The organism is Kitasatospora sp. MAA4, assembly GCF_029893355.1.
Classification (GTDB): Bacteria; Actinomycetota; Actinomycetes; order Streptomycetales; family Streptomycetaceae; genus Kitasatospora.
Genome location: NZ_JARZAI010000008.1, coordinates 59,053 through 77,415, shown reverse-complemented (window position 1 = coordinate 77,415; position 18,363 = coordinate 59,053). Strand labels below are relative to the sequence as shown.

Sequence of the window (18,363 nt, the reverse complement as noted above, 5' to 3'; positions counted from 1 at the left end):
GCAGGACAGGCTCACCCCTCCAGCCGGCGCACCCGCTCGGCGTCGCCGGTGCGCGGGCAGGTGACGCAGGTGTCGGCCGGCCGGATCGTGTAGTAGAGGCAGCAGCCCAGCCGGGTGCGGGTCAGGTGGTGGCTGCGCCCGTCGGTGCCCGGCAGCCGGCGGAAGGCGGCGCCGCCGGGGAACGGCGGCGGGCCGCCGGGCAGGAGGACTGCCGCCTCGGCCACCGCGCGCTCCTCGTCCCCGAGCATCCGGCCCAGGTGCCAGATCCCGGAGACCAGGTCGTCGGTCACCATGCCCCACAGCGCCCGGTCGCCGCGCTTCACGACCGGGCGGAACGCCTCCAGCACACCTGCCGCGTGCGCCACGACGGCTGCCCGCAGCTCGGCCCGAAGCTCCTCCTCCCCCGCCACCACCCGCACCCCCCTCTCTCGCACATTTCCACCACATTCACCACCGGCCGCAGGATCCCCCGCCAGGCACGCGAAGCCCCCCGGCCGCACGGCCAGGTCACCTGACGCCGCCTCGATCCAGACGTCCTCGGGCCGCAGCCGCAGCACCCGGCGGTCCAGGTACCACGGGCCGCTGAGCAGCAGGCAGGCCGACCAGAGGTAGTGGTGCAGCAATCGCGACGCGGCCACGTGCGGTGGCGCCACGCACCCGTACTCGGCCTGGATGCGCCGCACTTCGGCCTCGACCAGCCGCTCCCGCCACCGCGTCAGGTCGGCTGCGGAGACCCACTCCCGACCCACCCGCGACACGGGCGAGGCTCCGCCCTCCAGCACCGACACCCGCAGCGTTCCGCAGGCATCGGTCAACCGCCGGTAGACGTCCGGAGTGTCGAGCACGGTCTCCCCCTCACAACTAAGGTGAGCCTCACCTTACAGGTAGTCAGGGCACGCTCCATTACCCTCACCCACCCAATCGAGCCACTTGGTCAAACTTGACTAAATTAGGGTTGCCTAACCTAAGCTGAGGCCGTGCTGAGAAACGACCTGCCGGCCTCCACGGCCCCGGCGCAGCGTTCTCTGACCGTCCGGCAGTCTCTGCTGCCGGCCGTCGGACTCTGCGTCCTGGTGCTGTGCATCGCCCTGAGCCTTGCCCTCGGATCCCGCCCCCTCCCGCTCTCCACCGTGCTCGACGCCCTGCTCGGCAGCGGCGCCGGCCACGGACGGGACGCGGACGCGGACGTGGTCACCGGGCTCCGCGTGCCGCGCACGATCATCGGACTGGTGGTCGGTGCCGCGCTCGGTGTGGCCGGCGCGGTCGCCCAGGGCATCACCCGCAACCCGCTCGCCTCGCCGACCACGCTGGGCATCAACGCGGGCGCGAGCTTCGCCGTGGTCACCGCGATCTACGCCCTGCACCTGACCCGCCCGGTCGAGTACGTCTGGTTCGCGATCGCCGGCGCCGCCGCCACCGCACTCGCTGCCCAGGCGATGGCCCGTCGCGCCGGCGACCTGGACCCGACCAGGCTCGCGCTCGGCGGCACCGTGCTCGCCGCGGTGCTGACCTCCTGGACCTCGGCCCTGATGCTCACCAGTCGGCGCACCCTGGACGAGGCCCGGTTCTGGCTGGCCGGCTCGCTGGCCGGCCGCGGTCTGGACGTGCTCACCCCCGTCCTGCCGCTGATCGTCCTCGGCCTGGCCCTCGCCTTCGCCGTCGCCCCCGCACTCAACGCGCTGGCGCTGGGCGACGAGAGCGCCCAGGCGCTCGGCGTGCCGGTGACCCGGATCCGGGTGCTCGGCGGCCTCGCCGTCGTCCTGCTGGCGGCGGGCGCGGTCGCGGTGGCCGGGCCGGTGGCGTTCGTCGGACTGGCCGCGCCGCACCTGGTGCGGCTGGTGCTCGGCCCCGACCACCGCCGGCTGCTGCCTGGCTGCCTGATCGCCGGTCCGATCCTGCTGCTGGCCGCCGACGTGCTGGGCCGGGTGGTGGTACGGCCCTCCGAACTGGAGGTCGGCATCGTCACGGCCTTCCTCGGCGCCCCGCTGCTCGCCGTACTGGCGCGGAGGGCGGCCCGGTGACCGTCCTCCCAGTGGCACGGCGAGCAGCCCGCCACCGCACCCTGCTGCTCTGCGCGGCGGCCCTGGCCGCACTGGTCGCCCTGACCGCGCTCGGCCTGAGCTCCGGTCAGGCCTCGATGCCCGCCGGGACGGCGCTGCGCGCGCTCGTCGGCCTGGGCGACCCGGGCGACGTCCTGGTGGTCCAGCAGTTCCGCGCTCCCCGCGTCTTCGCCGCCCTGATCGCCGGCGCCGCGCTGGCCGTCTCCGGCTCGCTGCTGCAACGGCTGTTCCGCAACCCGCTCGCCTCGCCCGACGTGGTCGGGGTGACCGGCGGCGCGTCGTTCGGCGCGGTCCTGCTGCTGGCCACTGGCGCCTCGCAACTGCTCACCCCGCTGGCCGCGTTGGGCGGCGGACTGCTCGCGGCGCTGGCACTGGGCGCGTTCGCCCGGCGCTCGCGGGTGGCGGTCGGCAGCCTGGTACTGGTGGGGCTCGCCGTGCAGGCCGGACTCGCCGCCGCGGTGAACCTGATGATCGTCCGCTTCCCGGCCGAACTCGCCTCCTCCGCCCTCCAGTGGACGACGGGGTCGCTGTACGGCAGCACCTGGCCCGAGGTCTGGGCCGGCGGCGGCGCGGTCGCCGCGGTACTGACCGCCGCCTTCCTGCACAGCCGCCGACTGTCGGTGCTGGACCTGGGCGAGGAGTCGGCCGGCGCACTCGGCCTGACGCCGGCCCGCGCCCGGCTGCACCTCCTGCTGCTGACCATCGCGCTGGCCTCACTGGCCGCCGCGCTCAGCGGCCCGGTCGGCTTCGTCGCCCTGGCCGTCCCGCACCTGGTCCGCTTCCTGGCCGGGCCGCCGACCCCCGCAACCCTGGCCCTCACCGCGCTCACCGGCGGCGTCCTGCTGCTGGGCGCCGACCTGATCGTGCTGCACCTGCTGCCGGTCCACGGCCTGCCGGTCGGGGCGATGACCGCCACCCTCGGGGCGCCCTGGCTGCTCGTCCTGATGATCCGCCGACCCGCCGCCGACCGGAGCACCCCATGACCACCCTGGCGACCGCCACTCGCAACGAACTCGCCACCCACCGCCTGGCCCTGCGCTACGGCAGCCGCACGGTGGTCGACGGCCTGGACCTCACGCTGCCCGGCGGCGCGGTCACCGCCATCGTCGGCCCGAACGCCTGCGGCAAGTCCACCCTGCTGCGCGGCCTCACCCGGCTGCTCGACCCGGCCGCCGGCACCGTCACGCTGGACGGCTCGGACGTCCACCGGATGCCGGCCCGCACGCTCGCCCGGCGGATGGGACTGCTGCCGCAGCAGCCGGTCACCCCCGAAGCGATCACCGTCGAGTCGCTGGTCCGCCTGGGCCGCTACCCGCACCAGCGGATGCTCAGCCCCTGGTCGGCCGCCGACCAGGCCGCGGTCGAGGAGGCGCTGACCCGCACCGGGACGGCCGAGCTGCGCGACCAGCCGGTGGACCGGCTCTCCGGCGGCCAGCGCCAGCGCGCCTGGATCGCCCTGACCCTGGCCCAGGACACCGAGCTGCTCCTGCTGGACGAGCCGACCACCTTCCTCGATCTCCGGCACCAGCTCGAAGTCCTCGACCTGGTCGCCGAGTTGAACACTGACGCGGGCCGCACCGTGGTCATGGTGCTGCACGACCTCGGCCAGGCGGCCCGCTACGCCGACCACCTGGTGGTCCTGCACGAGGGCCGGCTGGCCGCCGCGGGACCGCCCGCCGAGGTGCTGGACGCCGCCCTCGTCGAGGCCGTCTTCGAGGTGCCCTGCCAGGTGGTACCCGACCCGGAGACCGGCACCCCGCTGGTCGTCCCGCGCGCCCGCGCCAGACGGCCGACCACCCACTGACCCCCCAACTACCCGAACCAGGAACTCCCGTGACCCAGCGCACCCCCTCCACCCGACTCCGCACCCTGCCTGCCGCCGTCCTCGCCGTCGCCCTCAGCACCACCCTGCTGGCCGGCTGCGGCAGCAGCGGATCGGGCAGCACCACCGCCGCCGCCTCCCAGGGCTCCACCGCCGGCTTCCCCACCACCGTCAAGCACGCGATGGGCACCGCCGAGATCAAGAGCCGGCCCCAGCGCGTCGTGGTGCTCGACAGCGGCGAGTTGGACGACGTCACGCTGCTGGGCCTGACCCCGGTCGGCGCGGTCTCCCCGCACATGAAGACCGAGGGCGGCTTCCCGTCCTACCTCAGGGGCGAGATCAGCGGCACCAAGGACGTCGGCCCGATGGCGGAGCCCAACCTGGAGCTGATCGCCTCCCTCAAGCCCGACCTGATCCTCTCCTCCAAGGTCCGCCACGAGAAGATCTACGCCCAGCTCAACGCGATAGCCCCGACCGTCCTGGCCGAGACCACCGGCTTCCCCTGGAAGGCCAACCTCGCGCTGTACGCCCAGGCGCTCGGCAGGCAGGACGAGGCGAGGAAGGCGCTGGCCGACTACCAGGCGCGGGCCGCCGAGCTCGGCGAGGCCATCAAGGCGAAGAACGGCGGCGCCATGCCGACCGCCTCGGTGGTCCGCTTCGTGGCCGGCCCGACCCGCCTCTACCAGAAGTCCTCCTTCAGCGGCACGGTCCTTCAGGACGTCGGCCTGGGCCGCCCGGCCTCGCAGAACGTCGACAGCGCGATGCTGGAGGTCAGCCCCGAGCAGGTCGACAAGGCCGACGCCGACCTGGTCTTCGTCACCGTCGCGGACGACCCGACCAAGACCCAGGAGAGCCAGGTCCAGTCCACGCTGGTCTGGAAGAGTCTGAACGCCGTGAAGAACGGCAAGGTCTTCAACGTCCCCGACGAGACCTGGATGTCGGGCATCGGCGTGCAGGCCGCCGACCAGATGCTGAACGACATCGCCAAGGCCGCCGGCGTCCCCGTTCCGCATTAACCCCCCGCCCCGCAGTAACCCTCCCCTCTCACCCACCATGTCGAACGACGAGGCCATCTTGCGGCTCTACCTGCTCGCCCTCAACCCCACCGACTCGGTCACCCAGGGCTTCCTCCCGGCCGCCGCACAACTCGGCCTCGACGTCACCGTCCTGACCGACCACGCCGAGGCGCACCAGCGGGCCTACGCCCAACTTCCCTCACCCCCCGAGGTGCTGGCCTGCGAGGTGCAGGACTTCCGGGAGGTGATCGGCCTGGTCTCCCGCCACCACGCACCCGCCGCCGTCTTCAGCAACAGCGACCACCTGCAGACCCAGACCGCGCTCGCCGCCGACTACTTCGGGCTGCCGGCCAAGGACTGGCGGGCGACCCTGCGGGCCAAGAACAAGGCCGAGCTGCGCCGCCACCTGAGCGCCGGCGGCCTGGACACCGTCTGGTCCGCCGAGTTGACCCCCGGTCAGCACTCGGCCACGCTGGCCGACCCGCCCTTCCCCTGCGTGCTCAAGCCGCGCGAGGGGGTGGCCAGCGAGGACGTCACCCTGGTCGGCGACGCCGCCGAACTGGCCCTGCGCCACCGAGAGATCCAGCACCGCAGGCCCGGCGCGGCGCTGGTCGTCGAGGAGTTCCTCAGCGGCGACCTGCACACCCTGGAGACGCTGGGCGACGGCCGCGAGCGCCGGGTGCTCGGCGGCTTCCGCACCCGCCTCTCGCCGCCGCCGCACTTCGTCGAGGAGGTGCTGGAGTTCGTCCCGGCCTACCCGCAGGCCGTGTTGGACCAGCTGCTCCCCCAACTGGACGCGCTCGGCGTGGGCCTGGGCGCCTGCCACACCGAGTTCGTCCTCCAGGCGGACGGCCGGGCGCGCATCATCGAGGTCAACTACCGGGCCATCGGGGACCAGTGCGACCTGATGCTGGCCCAGATCCTGGAGACCCCGTACTTCGAGCAGGTGCTCGCCACCCACCTCGGCCGCCCGCTGCCCGCCGTCCCGGGCCCCCGCACCGACCGCCGGGCCCGCAACGAGGCGGTCTGCGCCGACCGCGCCGGGACCCTCACCGCCGCCCCCGGCCGCTACGACACCGAGGCCGACGGCGTGCAGCTGGCCTACCGCCCGCTGCGCCCACTGGGCGAACGCCACGAGCACTACCGCACCAACCGCGACTACCTGGGCGTGGTCTGGGCGATCGGCGCGGACCAGGGCGCGGTGGACGCCGCCGTCGCCGGCTTCCTCGCCGCCCACCGCTGGGAGATCACCCCGTGAACCCCCAGGACGAGTTGACACTCCGGGTGCTCGACGCCCTGCTCCGCGAGGACGTCCTCGGCCTGCGCACCCGCAGCACCCCCGTCGACCGGTCGGACGGCCGCTGGCTCCTGGGCCCGCGGTTCGCGCTGCCGGTGGGCCCCGGCGGCTTCCAGTGCGAGTACGCCGTACGGGCACCGCTACTGGAGGCCGACGGCGTCCGCCTGACCGACCTGGACACGATCCTCTCCGCCTGCGCAGCGGCCGCCGCCCCGGCGGACCGACCCGGCTACCTCGCCTTCGCCGAGGAGTGCCGGCAGACCCTGTCCACCCTGCACCTGCACGCCGCCGCCCGGCCCGCCGTGCACGGACGGCTGGCCGAGCGCTACGGCCCCGACCCCGCCGCCTGGACCGGACTCGGCGCCGGCCTGGCCTTCGACACGCTGGCCGCCTATCTGGACCACCCGGTCTATCCGACCTCACGCGGCCGCTCCGACTTGACCGACAGTCAGATCACCTCCTACACACCGGAGTTCCACCCATCCTTCGAGCTGCGCTGGCTGGCCCTGCCGGAGTCGGCGCTGACCGTGCACGGCAGCGCACCGCTGCCGCCCTGGTGGCCGACCCCGGCCGACCTCGGCCTCGGCCACCTCGGCGCCGGCCATCTCACCATCCCCGTCCACCCGTTGTCGGTCGGAGCGCCACTTGACGACGCCCTGCGCGCAGCAGGCCTCACCAACCGCGCCGAACTCGCCGACCACAGCTACCTGGAGGTCGTCCCGACGCTGTCCACACGCACCGTCGCGGTGGCCGCCGACCCCTCCCTGCACCTCAAACTCCCACTGGCCACCGCCACCTTGGGCCTGCGCAACCGGCGGACCATCAAGCCCGGCACGCTCCAGGACGGCGCGGCCGGCCAGCGGCTGCTGGCCGCGGTGATCGCGCGCGAGCCGCGCTTCGGGCAGACCGTGCTGCTCGCGGACGAGCAGTGCTACGCGCACGCCGGCCACGAGCTGCTCGCCGTACTGGCCCGCCGCTACCCGGCCGGACTGGACGAGGCCGTGACGGTGCCGCTGGCCGCCCTGGCAGCCCCCGCGCCGTCCGGCCGGCTGGTCCTGGACCACCTCGCCGACCGCTTCTACGCGGGCGACCCGCTGGCCCTCTACGACGCCCTGCTCACCCTGCTGCTGGACTGGCAGGTCACCCTCTTCGGCCACGGCATCGCCCTGGAGTCGCACCAGCAGAACACCTCCCTGGTGCTCGACCGGACCGCGAACGGCAGCCGCCTGCGCCTGCTCCACAAGGACAACGACGGCCCCCGGATCAACCGAGGCCGCCTCCGCAGCAGCCATCTCCCCGTCAACGAAGCCGAGTTCGACGACACCCGGATCTTCACCGAGGACGACCGCGCACTGACCGACCTGTTCACCACCATCACCGGCCACCTCTGCACGGCCTCGCTCGCCTTCGCCCTCGCCGAGCCCGGCCGCGCACCGCTGGCGGTGACCCTCGGCCTGCTGCGCACCCGGCTGACCGAGGCCCTGGACCGGCTCGGACCGGCCGGCGACCCGCTGCGCGCGGCCCTGCTGGACGCCGACCGGCTGCCGGTCAAGGCGATGGTCACCGCCGGAAGCCTGCTGAGCAAACAGCGCTCGGGCGCGGCGGACATCAACAAGCACTACACCACCGGCCCTAACTACCTGCGCACGGTGGCCTCGTGAGGACTGTCACCGCCAAGGCCCGGGCCACCGCCCGCGGCGAGGCCCGCCCGGCCGGGCTGGAGCGCCGCCAGGTGCACGCCGTGGCGGCCTGCTACTTCGTCGCCTCCTTCGCCGCCCTGGGCCTGCCGCCCTACCTCACGGCGATCCTGCCCGGACTCGGCGACAGCAAGGGCTCCTGGGCCGGGCTGCTCTACATCATGCCCACGATCTTCAGCGCGCTCGGCGCCCCGCTCTGGGGCCGACTGGCCGACCGCTTCGGCCGCAAACGCCTGCTGCTGCGCGCCCAACTCGGGCTCACCGTCTCGTTCCTGCTCGCCGGAGCGGCCGACAGCCTGTGGGCGTTCGCGCTCGCGCTGGTCCTCCAGGGCTTCCTCGGGGGCACCTTCGCCGCCACCAACGGCTATCTGGCCGCCGCCCTGGAGGGCCCGCAGCTCTCCAGGGCGCTCACCCTGATGCAGGGCAGCGCCCGAGCCTCCCTGGTGGCCGCGCCGATCCTGGTCGGCGCGCTCTCCCCCTGGATATCCCCGCACCGCCAGTACCTGCTGATGGCCGTCCTGCCGCTCGCCGCGGCCGCACTGCTGGTCCGGCTGCCCGAACCCGAGCAACCGGCCGACCACCGCGGGCCGCGACAGAACACGGCACACCACCCAGCCATCCCCCTGCGACCGCTCTACGTCTACGAGTTCGCGTTCGTCTTCGCCACCGTCGTCTCCTTCCCCTACCTGATCGCCCTGGTCGACCAGCGCCTGCCCGGGGTGAGCGCGACCGTCTCAGGTCTGCTCTTCGCCCTGCCGCATCTGTGCTACCTGATGTTCGCCTCCCGCGTGCACCGCACCTTCCTGCACCGGCCGCACACCGGCCTCGCCCTCGGCTTCGCGCTCGTCGCGCTCGGCCTGGCCGGGCACGCCCCCGCGCACTCGCTGCTCGCCTTCGTGCTGGTCCGGCTGCTGCTCGGCGCCGGGCTCACCCTCGGCCTGGTCTGCCTCTCGGTGCTCGCCGCCGAGGCCGCCCGCGGCCGGGCGCCGGGCCGGATGTTCGGCACACTCGAACTCATCTCCAAGGGCGGCGCGGTGGCCGCCGGCCTGGCCGCCGCGCTGGCCAACGCCGCCTACGGCGCGGCCGCACCGATCCTGCTCGGCACCGCGGCCGCCCTCGCCGCCGCTGCCCCCCGCCTGTTCACCCACACCCGTTGGAGCCGCTGATGTCCGCCCTGCCGGCCTCGCTTCCCGCGCCCACCGCCACACCCACCGAACTCCCCACCGCCGACCAGGCGGTGGCCCACACCCTGCTCAACTGCCTGCTGCGCGAGGTCTCCTCGGCCGAGCACCAGAGCGCCGTCACCGACGGCCGGCTGCTGATCCGGCTGCCCCGGCGCGGGGTGCTGCTCCGGGTGGCCCTGCGCCGCACCTCACTGCTCGGCGCGCACCGCTTCGTCGGCCCGGTCTGCGAGGAAATCCCGGGCGGTTGGCGGGAGTTGGACTGGCGCGAACTGGCCGAGCACATCCAGGCGGAGCTGACCCTGCGCACCGGTCTGCACAACGAGGAGTTCCTTCACCAACTGGCCTCCAGCCACCAGGGCGTCGCCGCCGCGCTGGCCGGCCGCCCGGCCCCCGGCACCGATCGCTACCTGGAGTCCGAACAGGCCCTGCTGTTCGGCCACCGCTTCCACCCCGCACCCAAGTCCCGTTCGGCCGGCCCGGCGGCCTGGGCCGCCTATGCACCCGAGGCCCGGGCCGTCTTCGCCCTGCGCTACCTCGCGGTGCGCGAGCACCTGATCGCCGAGCAGCACACCGATCCGGCGGCGACCGCCGTCCTGGACGGCCTGTTGCCCCCTCGGTGCGTCCCCGCCGGCTACCGGCTGCTGCCCGCCCACCCCTGGCAGTACGAGCTGCTCGCCGACCACCCGGCCCTGCGGGCCGCTCTCGCGGTCGGCGACGTGCTCGATCTGGGCACCGGCGGACCGCAGTTCGCCGCCACCGCCTCCGTCCGCACCCTGCACGGCGCCGGCGCCTTCCTCAAGTTCAGCCTCAACGTGCGGATCACCAACTGCCTGCGCAAGAACGCCGCGTACGAGCTGACCGGCGCCGTCGCGCTGACCCGCCTGCTGGAGCCGGCCCTGGCCGACCTGGCCGACCGCTTCCCGCACGCAGCGATGCTGCGCGAGCCGGGCTTCCGCACCCTGGCCCTGCCCGGCCCGGACGGCACCCCCGACACCGCACTCTTCGAGGGCTTCGGCCTGATCGTCCGCGAGGACCTGACAGCCCGACTTCGCCCTGGCGTCACCCCGCTGCTGGCCGCCGCCGTCGCCGACGAGTACCCGACCAGCTCGGCGCACATCTCCCGACTGCTGGACGGCGCCGGCCCGCAGGACCTGCTCGCCTGGTGGGCCGCCTACCTGCGGCTGCTCCTGCCGCCCGTGCTGGCCGCCTACTTCGACCACGGCGTGGTGCTGGAGCCGCACCTGCAGAACGTGCTGATCGGCGTGGACGGCGCCGGCCACCCGACCCAGGTGCTCTTGCGCGACCTGGAGGGCACCAAGCTCGTCCCGGAGCGCAACGCCGCGCTGCTGGCGCAGTTGCCGCCGGAGGTGGCCGGCCCGATCGGCTATGACGCGCAGCGCGGCTGGGACCGGGTGGTCTACTGCCTGCTGGTCAACCACGTCTCCGAGCTGCTGGCCGCACTGGCCGACCAGGCCCCGCAGCTCGAACCGGAGCTCTGGGAGCTGGTCCGCTCGACCCTGCGGACCTACGGCGACGAACACGGCTGCCCGCCACGGCTGAACGCGCTGCTCGCGGGCGTGCCGCTGCCGGCCAAGGCCAACCTGCTGACCCGCTGGGAGCGCAAGGCCGACCGCGAGGCCGGCTACGTCCGACTGCCCTCGCCGTTCGCCGCCGACGTGCTGGCCCAGGCCGCCCACGTCCACACCCGGATCCCCGCCGGGAGCGCCCGGTGAACCCGACCCCCGCCGTCCTGGACCGCGTCGCCGCCCTGCCCGCCGACGCCCTGCCCGCCTACCTCTACGACCTCGACGCCCTGCGCCGCCACGCCGCCGCCGTCCGCGCCGCGCTCCCCGAGCGGGTCGAGCTCTACTACGCCGCCAAGGCCAACTCCGAGGCCCCGGTCCTGGCCGCCCTGCGCGACACCGTGGACGGCTACGAGGTCTCCTCCGGCGGCGAGTTGGCCCATCTGCGGGCCACCGTCCCAGGCGCCCCGCTGGCCTTCGGCGGCCCGGGCCGCACGGCGGCCGAGACGGCCCTGGCACTGCGCCCGGGGGTGCACCGCTGGCACCTGGAGAGCGAACAGGAGCTGTACCGGCTGGCCGAGTTGCTGGCAGCCACTCCCGAGGCCGAGGTCGACGTGCTGCTCCGGGTGAACCTGCCGGTGGCCTCGGGCGCGCTGGACTCCGTCGCCCTGGCGATGGGCGGCCGACCCACGCCGTTCGGCCTGGACCCCGAACGGGCCGAGGCCTGCGTGCGGCTGCTCGCCGAACCGCGCTTTCGCCAACTGCGCCTGCGCGGCGTGCACGCCCACCTGGCGAGCGGCCTGGACGCCCCCGAACACCTCGCGGTGGCCGGCCAGGTGGTCACCTGGGCCGTCGACCTGGCCCGGCGCCACCGCTTCGAGCTGGCCGAGGTCAACGTCGGCGGCGGGATGGCCGTCGACTACGCCGACCCGGCCGCCCGCTTCGACTGGCCCGCCTTCGGCGCCGGCCTGGCGCAGCTCCTCGCACCCCACCCAGGTCTTCGGCTGCGGATCGAGCCGGGCCGCGCGCTGACCGCGTACTGCGGCTGGTACGCGACCGAGGTGCTCGACGTGAAGCACAGCCACGGCGAGGACTTTGCGGTCCTGCGCGGCGGCACCCACCACCTGCGCACGCCGGCCACCCGCGGCCACGACCAGCCGTTCGCGCTCCTGCCGGTCGCGGCCTGGCCGCACCCCTGGCCGCGCCCCTTCGCCCGCACCGGCCGGGCCACCCTGGCCGGCCAGCTCTGCACCCCCAAGGACGTCCTGGCCCGCGACGCCCCCGCGCCCGGCCTGCGCGCCGCCGACCGCGTGCTCTTCCAGCTGGCCGGCGCCTACGCCTGGAACATCTCCCACCACGACTTCCTGATGCACCCGCGCCCCGGCTTCCACTACCTGAGCGGTCTCAACCCGTGGGTTGACCCCCCGGTTCCACCCGCGCACCCACCCGCGGGCTGACGACCCACCCCCCGCCCGCGCGGGAAGCTCTTCCCATGAACACCACCGAGTACTGCGTCCAGCTGGTCCTGATCCTCCTCGTCGTGCGCCAGATCAAGGGCGGCAAGCTGGACGCGGCGAGCCTCGTCCTGCCGGTCGTCCTGATCGCCGCCACCGCCGCCTACTACCTGCGGCAGTTCCCGACCGCCGGCGGGGACCTCGGCCTCGAACTGGGCCTGGGCGCCCTGGGCGTGCTGATCGGGGTGCTGTGCGGGATCACCACCCGGATCTGGAACACCGGGCAGGGCGTCTACGCCAAGGCCGGCGTGGTGGCGGCCGCGCTCTGGATCGGCGGCATCGGCACGCGGATCGTCTTCGTCCTGGCCGAGGAGCACACCGGCTTCAGCAAGACCGTCGAGACCTTCAGCCGCAACCAGCAGATCACCGGCGCCCAGGCCTGGGTGGTGGCCTTCGTCCTGATGGCACTCGGCGAGGCCGTCGCCCGCCTGGTGACCATCCGGGTCCGGGCCCGCAGCGTCGGCCGCTCCGGCACGGTGGGCCTGGTCGCCTGATGCACAGCCCCCGGACACCGGAAAGCCCCAGCGCCACCAGGCGCCGGGGCTCCCGGCCGTTTCCCACCCCTGACTGAACCCCCTGCCTCAGGCGCGACCCGCCGCTTGCTGGGTCCGCCGGGAGAGCGAGTCGATCACCACGGCCGCCAGCAGCACCGCGCCGGTGACGATGAACTGGATGGCATTGCTCAGCCCCTGGATGTTCATGCCCGACTGGATCGAGCCGATCACCAGCGCACCGAGCAGCGCCGACCACGTCTTTCCGCGTCCACCGAAGAGGCTGGTGCCGCCGATGACGGCCGCCGCGATGGAGTTCATCAGCAGGTTGCCGCCGCCGGAGGTCTGGCTGGCCGACTGGATCTGCGCGGCGAGGAAGAGCCCGCCGACCGCCGCCATGGTCGAGCAGATCATGAAGACCGAGATCCTGGTCCAGGAGACGTTGATACCGGCCCGCCGGGCACCTTCGATGTTGCCGCCCAGCGCGAAGATCCGCCGCCCGTAGGTGGTCCGGCGCAGCACGAAGTCCAGCACCACGATGAAGATCAGGAAGACCAGCAGCGCCAGCGGCAGTCCCTTGTACTGGTTGAGCGTGTACGCCACCACGAAGCCCACCACCGCCAGCAGCACGGTGCGCACCGCGATGTCGACCGGCGGCCGGAACGGCACCCCCGCCCGCCGCCGCCGGTTGGCGTCGTAGAGCATCGCGCCCAGGTAGAGCAGCACGCCGACCGCCGCCACCCCGTACGCCGCGATCTGCTGCCCGTAGATGGTGCTGTAGAGCCGCGAGACGATGTCGTGGCCGGACAGGTTGACCGTGCCGTTGGCGCCCAGGATCTGGAGCATCACGCCGTTCCAGGCCAGATTTCCTGCCAGCGTGACCACGAAGGCCGGCACGCCGACCTTGGCGAAGAACAGGCCCTGGATCAGCCCGACCAGCGCGCCGCCGACCAGCGCCGCGATCAGCGCCACCCACTCGTTGACGCCGTGCGTGACGTCGAAGACCGCGAAGATCGCCGCGCACAGCCCGCTGACCGAGCCGACCGACAGGTCGATCTCGCCCAGCAGCAGCACGAAGACGACGCCGATGGCGATCATCCCGGTGCCGACGATCTGCTGCGACAGGTTGGACAGGTTCTGCGCCGACAGGAAGCTGCTGTTCAGGCTGCCGAAGACGGCCCAGATGACGATCAGCGCGAGCACCACGGGCAGCGAGCCCAACTCGCCACTACCGATCCGCCGCCGGAACTCCCCCAGGTACCCGGCCACGCCCTGCTCGCGGACGATCAGCCGCGGGTCGACGGCCGGCGCCGCCCCCGGCGCCACCGGGACGGGGGCGTTGACGCCGTCCCGGGACATCCTGTCCTCGGGCAGTTCGCCCCGGTGGAACCCGTCGTCCCCCGGGGTGTTGTGGTCGCTGCTCACCTGATGTCTCCCGGAAAGCCCCGGCCCTCAGGCCGATGAGAAGGGGGTCCGCCCGCCCGGAAGGCGGGAGCGATTCCTTGGCTCGGCGGCAGGGAGCGCCAGAATGAGCCTCGGGTGTTCTGACCGGCCGGGTTGTCAGTGGGCCCCGGTAGCTTGATCTCGTGCACCTCAGATACTCCTATCGGGTCTATCCGACGGTAGGTCAGCGCTCCGCGTTGGCCCGGACTTTCGGGTGCGCGCGGGTGGTGTACAACGATGCTTTGGCGATGCGGAAGGAGGCCCGCAAGGGCGGCCTGCCGCATCCGAGGGCCACCGATGTGCAGAAGCAGGTCATCACGGCCGCGAAGAAGACGGCCGAGCGCGCGTGGCTGGCCTCGGTGGGCGTGGACCCACTGATCCAGTCCCTGCGCGATCTGGACACCGCCTACCGCAACTTCTTCGACAGCGTGTCTGGCAAGCGGCAGGGCCGGAAGGTCGGACTGCCCCGGTTCAAGTCCAAGCGGGACACACGGCAGTCGCTGCGGTTCACCCGCAACGGGTTCCGCATCCGGGGGAACGGGAAGCTGAACCTGGCGAAGATCGGCGACGTGCGGGTGAAGTGGTCCCGGGCCCTTCCCGCCGAGCCGACGTCCGTGACGGTCGTGCTGGAGTCGTCGGGCCGGTACTACGCCTCGTTCGTGGTGGATGTGGAACCGGAGATCCTTCCCCGGCTGGACGCCGAGGTCGGTATCGACCTGGGCCTGACCACGTACGCCGTCCTCTCGGACGGCTCCGTGATCGACAATCCGCGCTTCCTGCGGAAGGCGGAGAAGAAGCTCAAGGCCGTGCAGCGCGAACTCTCCCGCAAGGCCAAGGGAAGCAAGAACCGGGCGAAGGCCAGCAGGAAGGTCGCCAAGGCGCACGCCAAGGTGGCCGACACCCGCATGGACTGGCTGCACAAGAAGACCACCAGCATCATCCGCGAAACCCAAGCGGTGTACCTGGAGGATCTGAATGTGCGCGGCCTGAGCCGTGGCCGTTTGGCCAAGTCCGTCCACGACGCCGGATGGTCCACCTTCCGGCGACTGCTCGAAGAGAAAGCAGCCCGGTACGGGCGGACCGTCGGCATCGTCAATCGTGCGTTCCCTTCCTCCCAGCTCTGCTCGGAGTGCGGGCACCGCGACGGGCCCAAACCCCTCGCTATCCGCGAGTGGGCTTGTACGGCGTGCGGTGTGGTCCATGACCGTGACCTCAATGCTGCTCGAAACATCCTGGCCGCCGGGCAGGCGGACAGACTAAACGCCCCCGGAGGGCCGGTAAGACCCGGTGTGGCAATCCCACTCCAGGCACAGCCTGATGAACGGGGAACCCGCCTCAGCGATCTGACCGGCACGGGTGGCCGTACCGCAGGCGCGGGAGGAGCCCCCGCCCTTCAGGGCGGGGTGGATGTCAATCTTTGCCCTCCGTGCCACGGGCCTTGCGGCGGGTCACGGCGTTGTCCGTGGCGCCGGTGATGGCGGAGATGATCTCTTCCTGGCTGGTCGAGCGCCGGTCGAAGACGCCGTTGTTGCGGCCCAGGCGCAGCACCGCGACCTGGTCCGCGACGGCCATCACGTCGGCCATGTTGTGGCTGATCAGGATGACCCCGAGGCCGCGGTCGCGCAGCCGCTCGACCAGGTCGAGGACCTGGGCGGTCTGCTCAACACCCAGGGCCGCGGTGGGTTCGTCGAGGATGACGACCTTGGGCTCGCCGATCAGCGAGCGGGCGATCGCGACGGTCTGCCGCTGCCCGCCGGAGAGCGAGGCGATCGGGATCCGCACGCTGGGGATCCGGATGGAGAGCGTGTTGAGCAGTTCCCGCGAACGCTTCTCCATCTCGACCTCGTCCAGCACCCCGAACCGCCGGATCTCCCGGCCGAGGAAGAGGTTGCCCACCACGTCCAGGTTGTCGCAGAGCGCGAGGTCCTGGTAGACGGTGGCGATGCCGAGGTGCTGGGCGTCCTGCGGCCGGTGGATGGTGACCGGCCGCCCCTGCCACTCGATGACGCCCTCGTCCGGCTGGTTGACCCCGGCGACGGACTTGACCAGGGTGGACTTCCCGGCGCCGTTGTCGCCCACCAGGGCGACCACCTGGCCCGCCGGGACCTCCAGTTCGATGTCGGTCAGTGCCTGGACGGCGCCGAACCGCTTGGAGATCCCGCGCAACGCCAGGACCGGTGCAGCTGCCGTGGGTGCGACTGTCACGGTACCAACTCCCTTGTCCGACCGAGGTTCTGGACTGGTTCTGGACTAGCTGAGGCCGGCCGCGGTGCAGGCCGAGGCGTACTGCGGCGTGCAGATCTGGGCCACCGTGTAGAGGCCGTCGGCGACCACCGTGGTCTTGATGTTGTCCTTGGTCAGCACGATCGGGGTGATCAGGTCGGAGGGCACCGTCTGGCCGCTGCCGCTGGTCGCGGTGGTCGGCGTCGCGGAGGCGGGCAGCGGCTTGGACTGGGCCAGCGCGACCGCCATCGTCCCGGCCGTGTCGGCCTCCGGCTTGTACGGCTTGTAGATGGACATGGTCTGGGTGTCCACCAGGATCCGCTGCACCGCGTCAAGCTGGGCGTCCTGGCCGGTCAGCGGGACCTTGAGGCTCGCCGCGCTCAGCGCGGTGGCGATGCCGGCGGCCATGCCGTCGTTGGCGGAGTAGACCCCGACCACGCTGGAGGCGCCGATCGCGGTGATCCCGGCGGCGGCCTCCTGGTTGGCGTTGTTCGGGTCCCAGTTCGGCGTGTCGTACTCCTTGCCGATAGTGAGCTTCCCGTCGATGGCGCTGTGCGCGCCCGCCTTGAACTGCGCCGCGTTCGGGTCGGTCGGCGAGCCGTTGATCATGATGATCTTGCCGCTGGAGGCCTTGCCGCTGGAGGCCTTGCCGCCGACCGCGGCCACCAGCGCCGCGCCCTGCAGCTGGCCGACCTTGTTGTTGTCGAACGAGACGTAGGCGTCCACCGGTCCCTGGGCCAGCCGGTCGTAGGCGATCACCTTGACGCCCGCGTCGTGCGCCTTCTGCACGGAGGACTGGATCGCCTTGGCGTCCACGGCGTCCAGGATCAGCACCTGGTTGCCCTTGGTCAGCGCGGTGTCCACCTGGGTCTGCTGGGTGGTCGCGTCCTGGTTCGCGTTGTAGTAGTCGATCTGCGCGTTCGGGTCCAGCGCCTTGATCTGCGCCTCGATCAGCGGCTTGTCGAACTGCTCGTAGCGGGTGGTCTTGGTCTCCGGGAGCAGCAGACCGATCTTGATCGCCGCGGTGGAGCTGCCGCCCGAGGCGGCCGAGCTGCCGGACGATTTCTTCGCGCTGCCGCACGAGGCGGTGACGAGGGCGAGGGAAACCACGGTGGCCGCGATCACGGCACGGGAAAGGCCGAGCTTCAAGGGAACGCCTCCAGACGTCGGGCCCCCCGGCCTCCGAGTCTCTGACGCCCCGTCGGGTCCTGCCACCGCAGCTCGGCCGAACGTGTGCCTGCCCCCGGCCGCCCCCGCCCCCCCAGCCGACGAACCGTCAGCGCCCGACCTCGCCGTCGGGCGCCGACGATCCGCCGGCCGTCACTGCGGCCCGGGCCCGCGCAGCATGTTCAGACGCCGCTGGTACTCCTCGTCGTCGATCTCGCCCCTGGCGTAGCGCTCGCCCAGGATCCGGGCGGCGTCGGGCCCGGGCTCGCGACCGGCCTCGGGCGGGGGCGGTGCCCAGCGCATCGGCGAGGCGCCGGCAGCGGCGACCGACTGGTGCGAGGACTGCCGGCGGTAGATGAGCGCCATCAGGACGACGATCAGGACCAGGAGGACCAAGGCGCCGAGCGCCACCAGACCGAAGCCCCAACCGCCCCAGCCGCCCATCCAGCCACCGCCATGGTGATGCGGAAATCGGTAGTTCATCGCGCGCCGCCTCTCCTGCCCCGCTGCGGGGGCGGACGTCTCCGCAGCACTTTCCAGTGTGCTCCGGGCCCTGCGGCCTGCGGCGATCCCCGCAATGAGAAGTTCCTGAGGTCCTTGACGCGGTGCTTATGCCTCGCCGGGGTGCCAGCGGGGCCACTCGCCGGGCCGGTCCGCCCAGTGGACCTGGTGCGGGTCCTCCAGGTCGATGTCGGGGAAGACCTGCTTGAGGCGGGGCTCGAACTCCTCGGGGGCGAGCGGCTCCCAGCCGACCCCCTTCAGGTGGACGAGGCGGTAGCGACTGTCCGTACGGAACTCCGCGACCTCGACCAGGACGTCGCGCGGGCTGCTGGTGCTGTTCATGGCACCAAGCCTGGGCCGCCAGGCCCCGTGCTGCACCGTCATGCGTCCGTACGGACGCATGACAGGACGCAGGACACACCTCC

The 18,363-nt window shown here is 72.7% G+C and carries 17 protein-coding genes; 11 read left to right on the top strand and 6 right to left on the bottom strand.

The features are described 5' to 3' along the window. Positions 1-11: 11 nt before the first annotated feature. Entirely contained in the window at positions 12-749 is a 738-nt protein-coding gene (locus P3T37_RS13140) for a (2Fe-2S)-binding protein (RefSeq protein ID WP_280723916.1), read from the bottom strand. A gap of 276 nt (positions 750-1,025) precedes the next feature. Between P3T37_RS13140 and P3T37_RS13135 the strand changes: the two genes are divergently transcribed. From P3T37_RS13135 to P3T37_RS13090, 10 genes are read left to right on the top strand one after another with little or no spacing between them, the layout of a single operon-like run. Further along, a complete protein-coding gene (locus P3T37_RS13135) occupies positions 1,026-2,021 on the top strand; it encodes an iron ABC transporter permease (RefSeq protein ID WP_280723915.1) in 996 nt (331 codons plus the stop codon). A gap of 11 nt (positions 2,022-2,032) precedes the next feature. After that, positions 2,033-3,043, top strand: a complete 1,011-nt coding sequence (locus P3T37_RS13130) for an iron ABC transporter permease (RefSeq protein WP_280723742.1) — start codon at positions 2,033-2,035, stop codon at positions 3,041-3,043. Beyond that, positions 3,040-3,864 carry an ABC transporter ATP-binding protein gene (locus P3T37_RS13125; RefSeq protein ID WP_280723741.1) on the top strand — a complete coding sequence of 275 codons (825 nt, stop codon included), beginning with the start codon at positions 3,040-3,042 and terminating at the stop codon, positions 3,862-3,864. The genes P3T37_RS13130 and P3T37_RS13125 overlap by 4 nt, the downstream gene beginning before the upstream one ends. A gap of 29 nt (positions 3,865-3,893) precedes the next feature. After that, complete coding sequence (locus tag P3T37_RS13120; protein WP_280723740.1) at positions 3,894-4,898, top strand: iron-siderophore ABC transporter substrate-binding protein; 1,005 nt, start codon at positions 3,894-3,896, stop codon at positions 4,896-4,898. A gap of 58 nt (positions 4,899-4,956) precedes the next feature. Continuing rightward, positions 4,957-6,156: an ATP-grasp domain-containing protein gene (locus tag P3T37_RS13115; RefSeq protein ID WP_280723914.1), complete on the top strand. Its 1,200-nt coding sequence runs from the start codon at positions 4,957-4,959 to the stop codon at positions 6,154-6,156. Continuing rightward, positions 6,153-7,856, top strand: a complete 1,704-nt coding sequence (locus P3T37_RS13110) for an IucA/IucC family protein (protein WP_280723739.1) — start codon at positions 6,153-6,155, stop codon at positions 7,854-7,856. Before P3T37_RS13115 ends, P3T37_RS13110 begins: the two co-directional genes overlap by 4 nt. Then, entirely contained in the window at positions 7,853-9,058 is a 1,206-nt protein-coding gene (locus P3T37_RS13105; protein ID WP_280723738.1) for an MFS transporter, read from the top strand. The genes P3T37_RS13110 and P3T37_RS13105 overlap by 4 nt, the downstream gene beginning before the upstream one ends. Beyond that, on the top strand, positions 9,058-10,809 hold the full coding sequence (locus P3T37_RS13100) for an IucA/IucC family protein (RefSeq protein WP_280723737.1): 1,752 nt from the start codon (positions 9,058-9,060) through the stop codon (positions 10,807-10,809). The genes P3T37_RS13105 and P3T37_RS13100 overlap by 1 nt, the downstream gene beginning before the upstream one ends. Next, positions 10,806-12,056, top strand: a complete 1,251-nt coding sequence (locus P3T37_RS13095; protein WP_280723736.1) for a type III PLP-dependent enzyme — start codon at positions 10,806-10,808, stop codon at positions 12,054-12,056. The genes P3T37_RS13100 and P3T37_RS13095 overlap by 4 nt, the downstream gene beginning before the upstream one ends. A 35-nt stretch (positions 12,057-12,091) precedes the next feature. Further along, positions 12,092-12,607 carry a hypothetical protein gene (locus P3T37_RS13090; RefSeq protein WP_280723735.1) on the top strand — a complete coding sequence of 172 codons (516 nt, stop codon included), beginning with the start codon at positions 12,092-12,094 and terminating at the stop codon, positions 12,605-12,607. An 87-nt stretch (positions 12,608-12,694) separates the two neighbouring features. Here P3T37_RS13090 and P3T37_RS13085 read toward each other — a convergent pair whose 3' ends face one another. Continuing rightward, positions 12,695-13,963, bottom strand: a complete 1,269-nt coding sequence (locus P3T37_RS13085; RefSeq protein WP_280723913.1) for a sugar ABC transporter permease — start codon at positions 13,961-13,963, stop codon at positions 12,695-12,697. Between the two features lie 227 nt (positions 13,964-14,190). Here P3T37_RS13085 and P3T37_RS13080 point away from each other — a divergent pair, with 227 nt between their 5' ends. Continuing rightward, on the top strand, positions 14,191-15,522 hold the full coding sequence (locus P3T37_RS13080; protein WP_280723734.1) for an RNA-guided endonuclease TnpB family protein: 1,332 nt from the start codon (positions 14,191-14,193) through the stop codon (positions 15,520-15,522). Here P3T37_RS13080 and P3T37_RS13075 read toward each other — a convergent pair. From P3T37_RS13075 to P3T37_RS13060, 4 genes are all read right to left on the bottom strand, one after another. Next, positions 15,458-16,252 carry an ATP-binding cassette domain-containing protein gene (locus P3T37_RS13075; protein WP_280723733.1) on the bottom strand — a complete coding sequence of 265 codons (795 nt, stop codon included), beginning with the start codon at positions 16,250-16,252 and terminating at the stop codon, positions 15,458-15,460. The genes P3T37_RS13080 and P3T37_RS13075 overlap by 65 nt on opposite strands. Positions 16,253-16,297: 45 nt before the next feature. Further along, positions 16,298-17,392 (bottom strand): substrate-binding domain-containing protein, encoded by a 1,095-nt coding sequence (locus P3T37_RS13070; protein ID WP_280723912.1) that lies wholly within the window; start codon positions 17,390-17,392, stop codon positions 16,298-16,300. A gap of 198 nt (positions 17,393-17,590) precedes the next feature. Then, a complete protein-coding gene (locus P3T37_RS13065) occupies positions 17,591-17,920 on the bottom strand; it encodes an SHOCT domain-containing protein (protein WP_280723732.1) in 330 nt (109 codons plus the stop codon). 126 nt (positions 17,921-18,046) lie between these two features. After that, the gene (locus P3T37_RS13060) at positions 18,047-18,280 is read right to left on the bottom strand and encodes a hypothetical protein (RefSeq protein ID WP_280723731.1); all 234 of its coding nucleotides are present in this window, start codon (positions 18,278-18,280) and stop codon (positions 18,047-18,049) included. Positions 18,281-18,363 lie beyond the last annotated feature (83 nt).

Excerpts from the sequence above, each read along its gene's own strand:
- P3T37_RS13060 (WP_280723731.1), bottom strand. The coding sequence starts at position 18,280 with ATGAACAGCACCAGCAGCCCGCGCGACGTCCTGGTCGAGGTCGCGGAG.
- P3T37_RS13065 (WP_280723732.1), bottom strand. The coding sequence starts at position 17,920 with ATGAACTACCGATTTCCGCATCACCATGGCGGTGGCTGGATGGGCGGC.
- P3T37_RS13085 (WP_280723913.1), bottom strand. The coding sequence starts at position 13,963 with ATGTCCCGGGACGGCGTCAACGCCCCCGTCCCGGTGGCGCCGGGGGCG.
- P3T37_RS13125 (WP_280723741.1), top strand. The coding sequence starts at position 3,040 with ATGACCACCCTGGCGACCGCCACTCGCAACGAACTCGCCACCCACCGC.
- P3T37_RS13090 (WP_280723735.1), top strand. The coding sequence starts at position 12,092 with ATGAACACCACCGAGTACTGCGTCCAGCTGGTCCTGATCCTCCTCGTC.
- P3T37_RS13100 (WP_280723737.1), top strand. The coding sequence starts at position 9,058 with ATGTCCGCCCTGCCGGCCTCGCTTCCCGCGCCCACCGCCACACCCACC.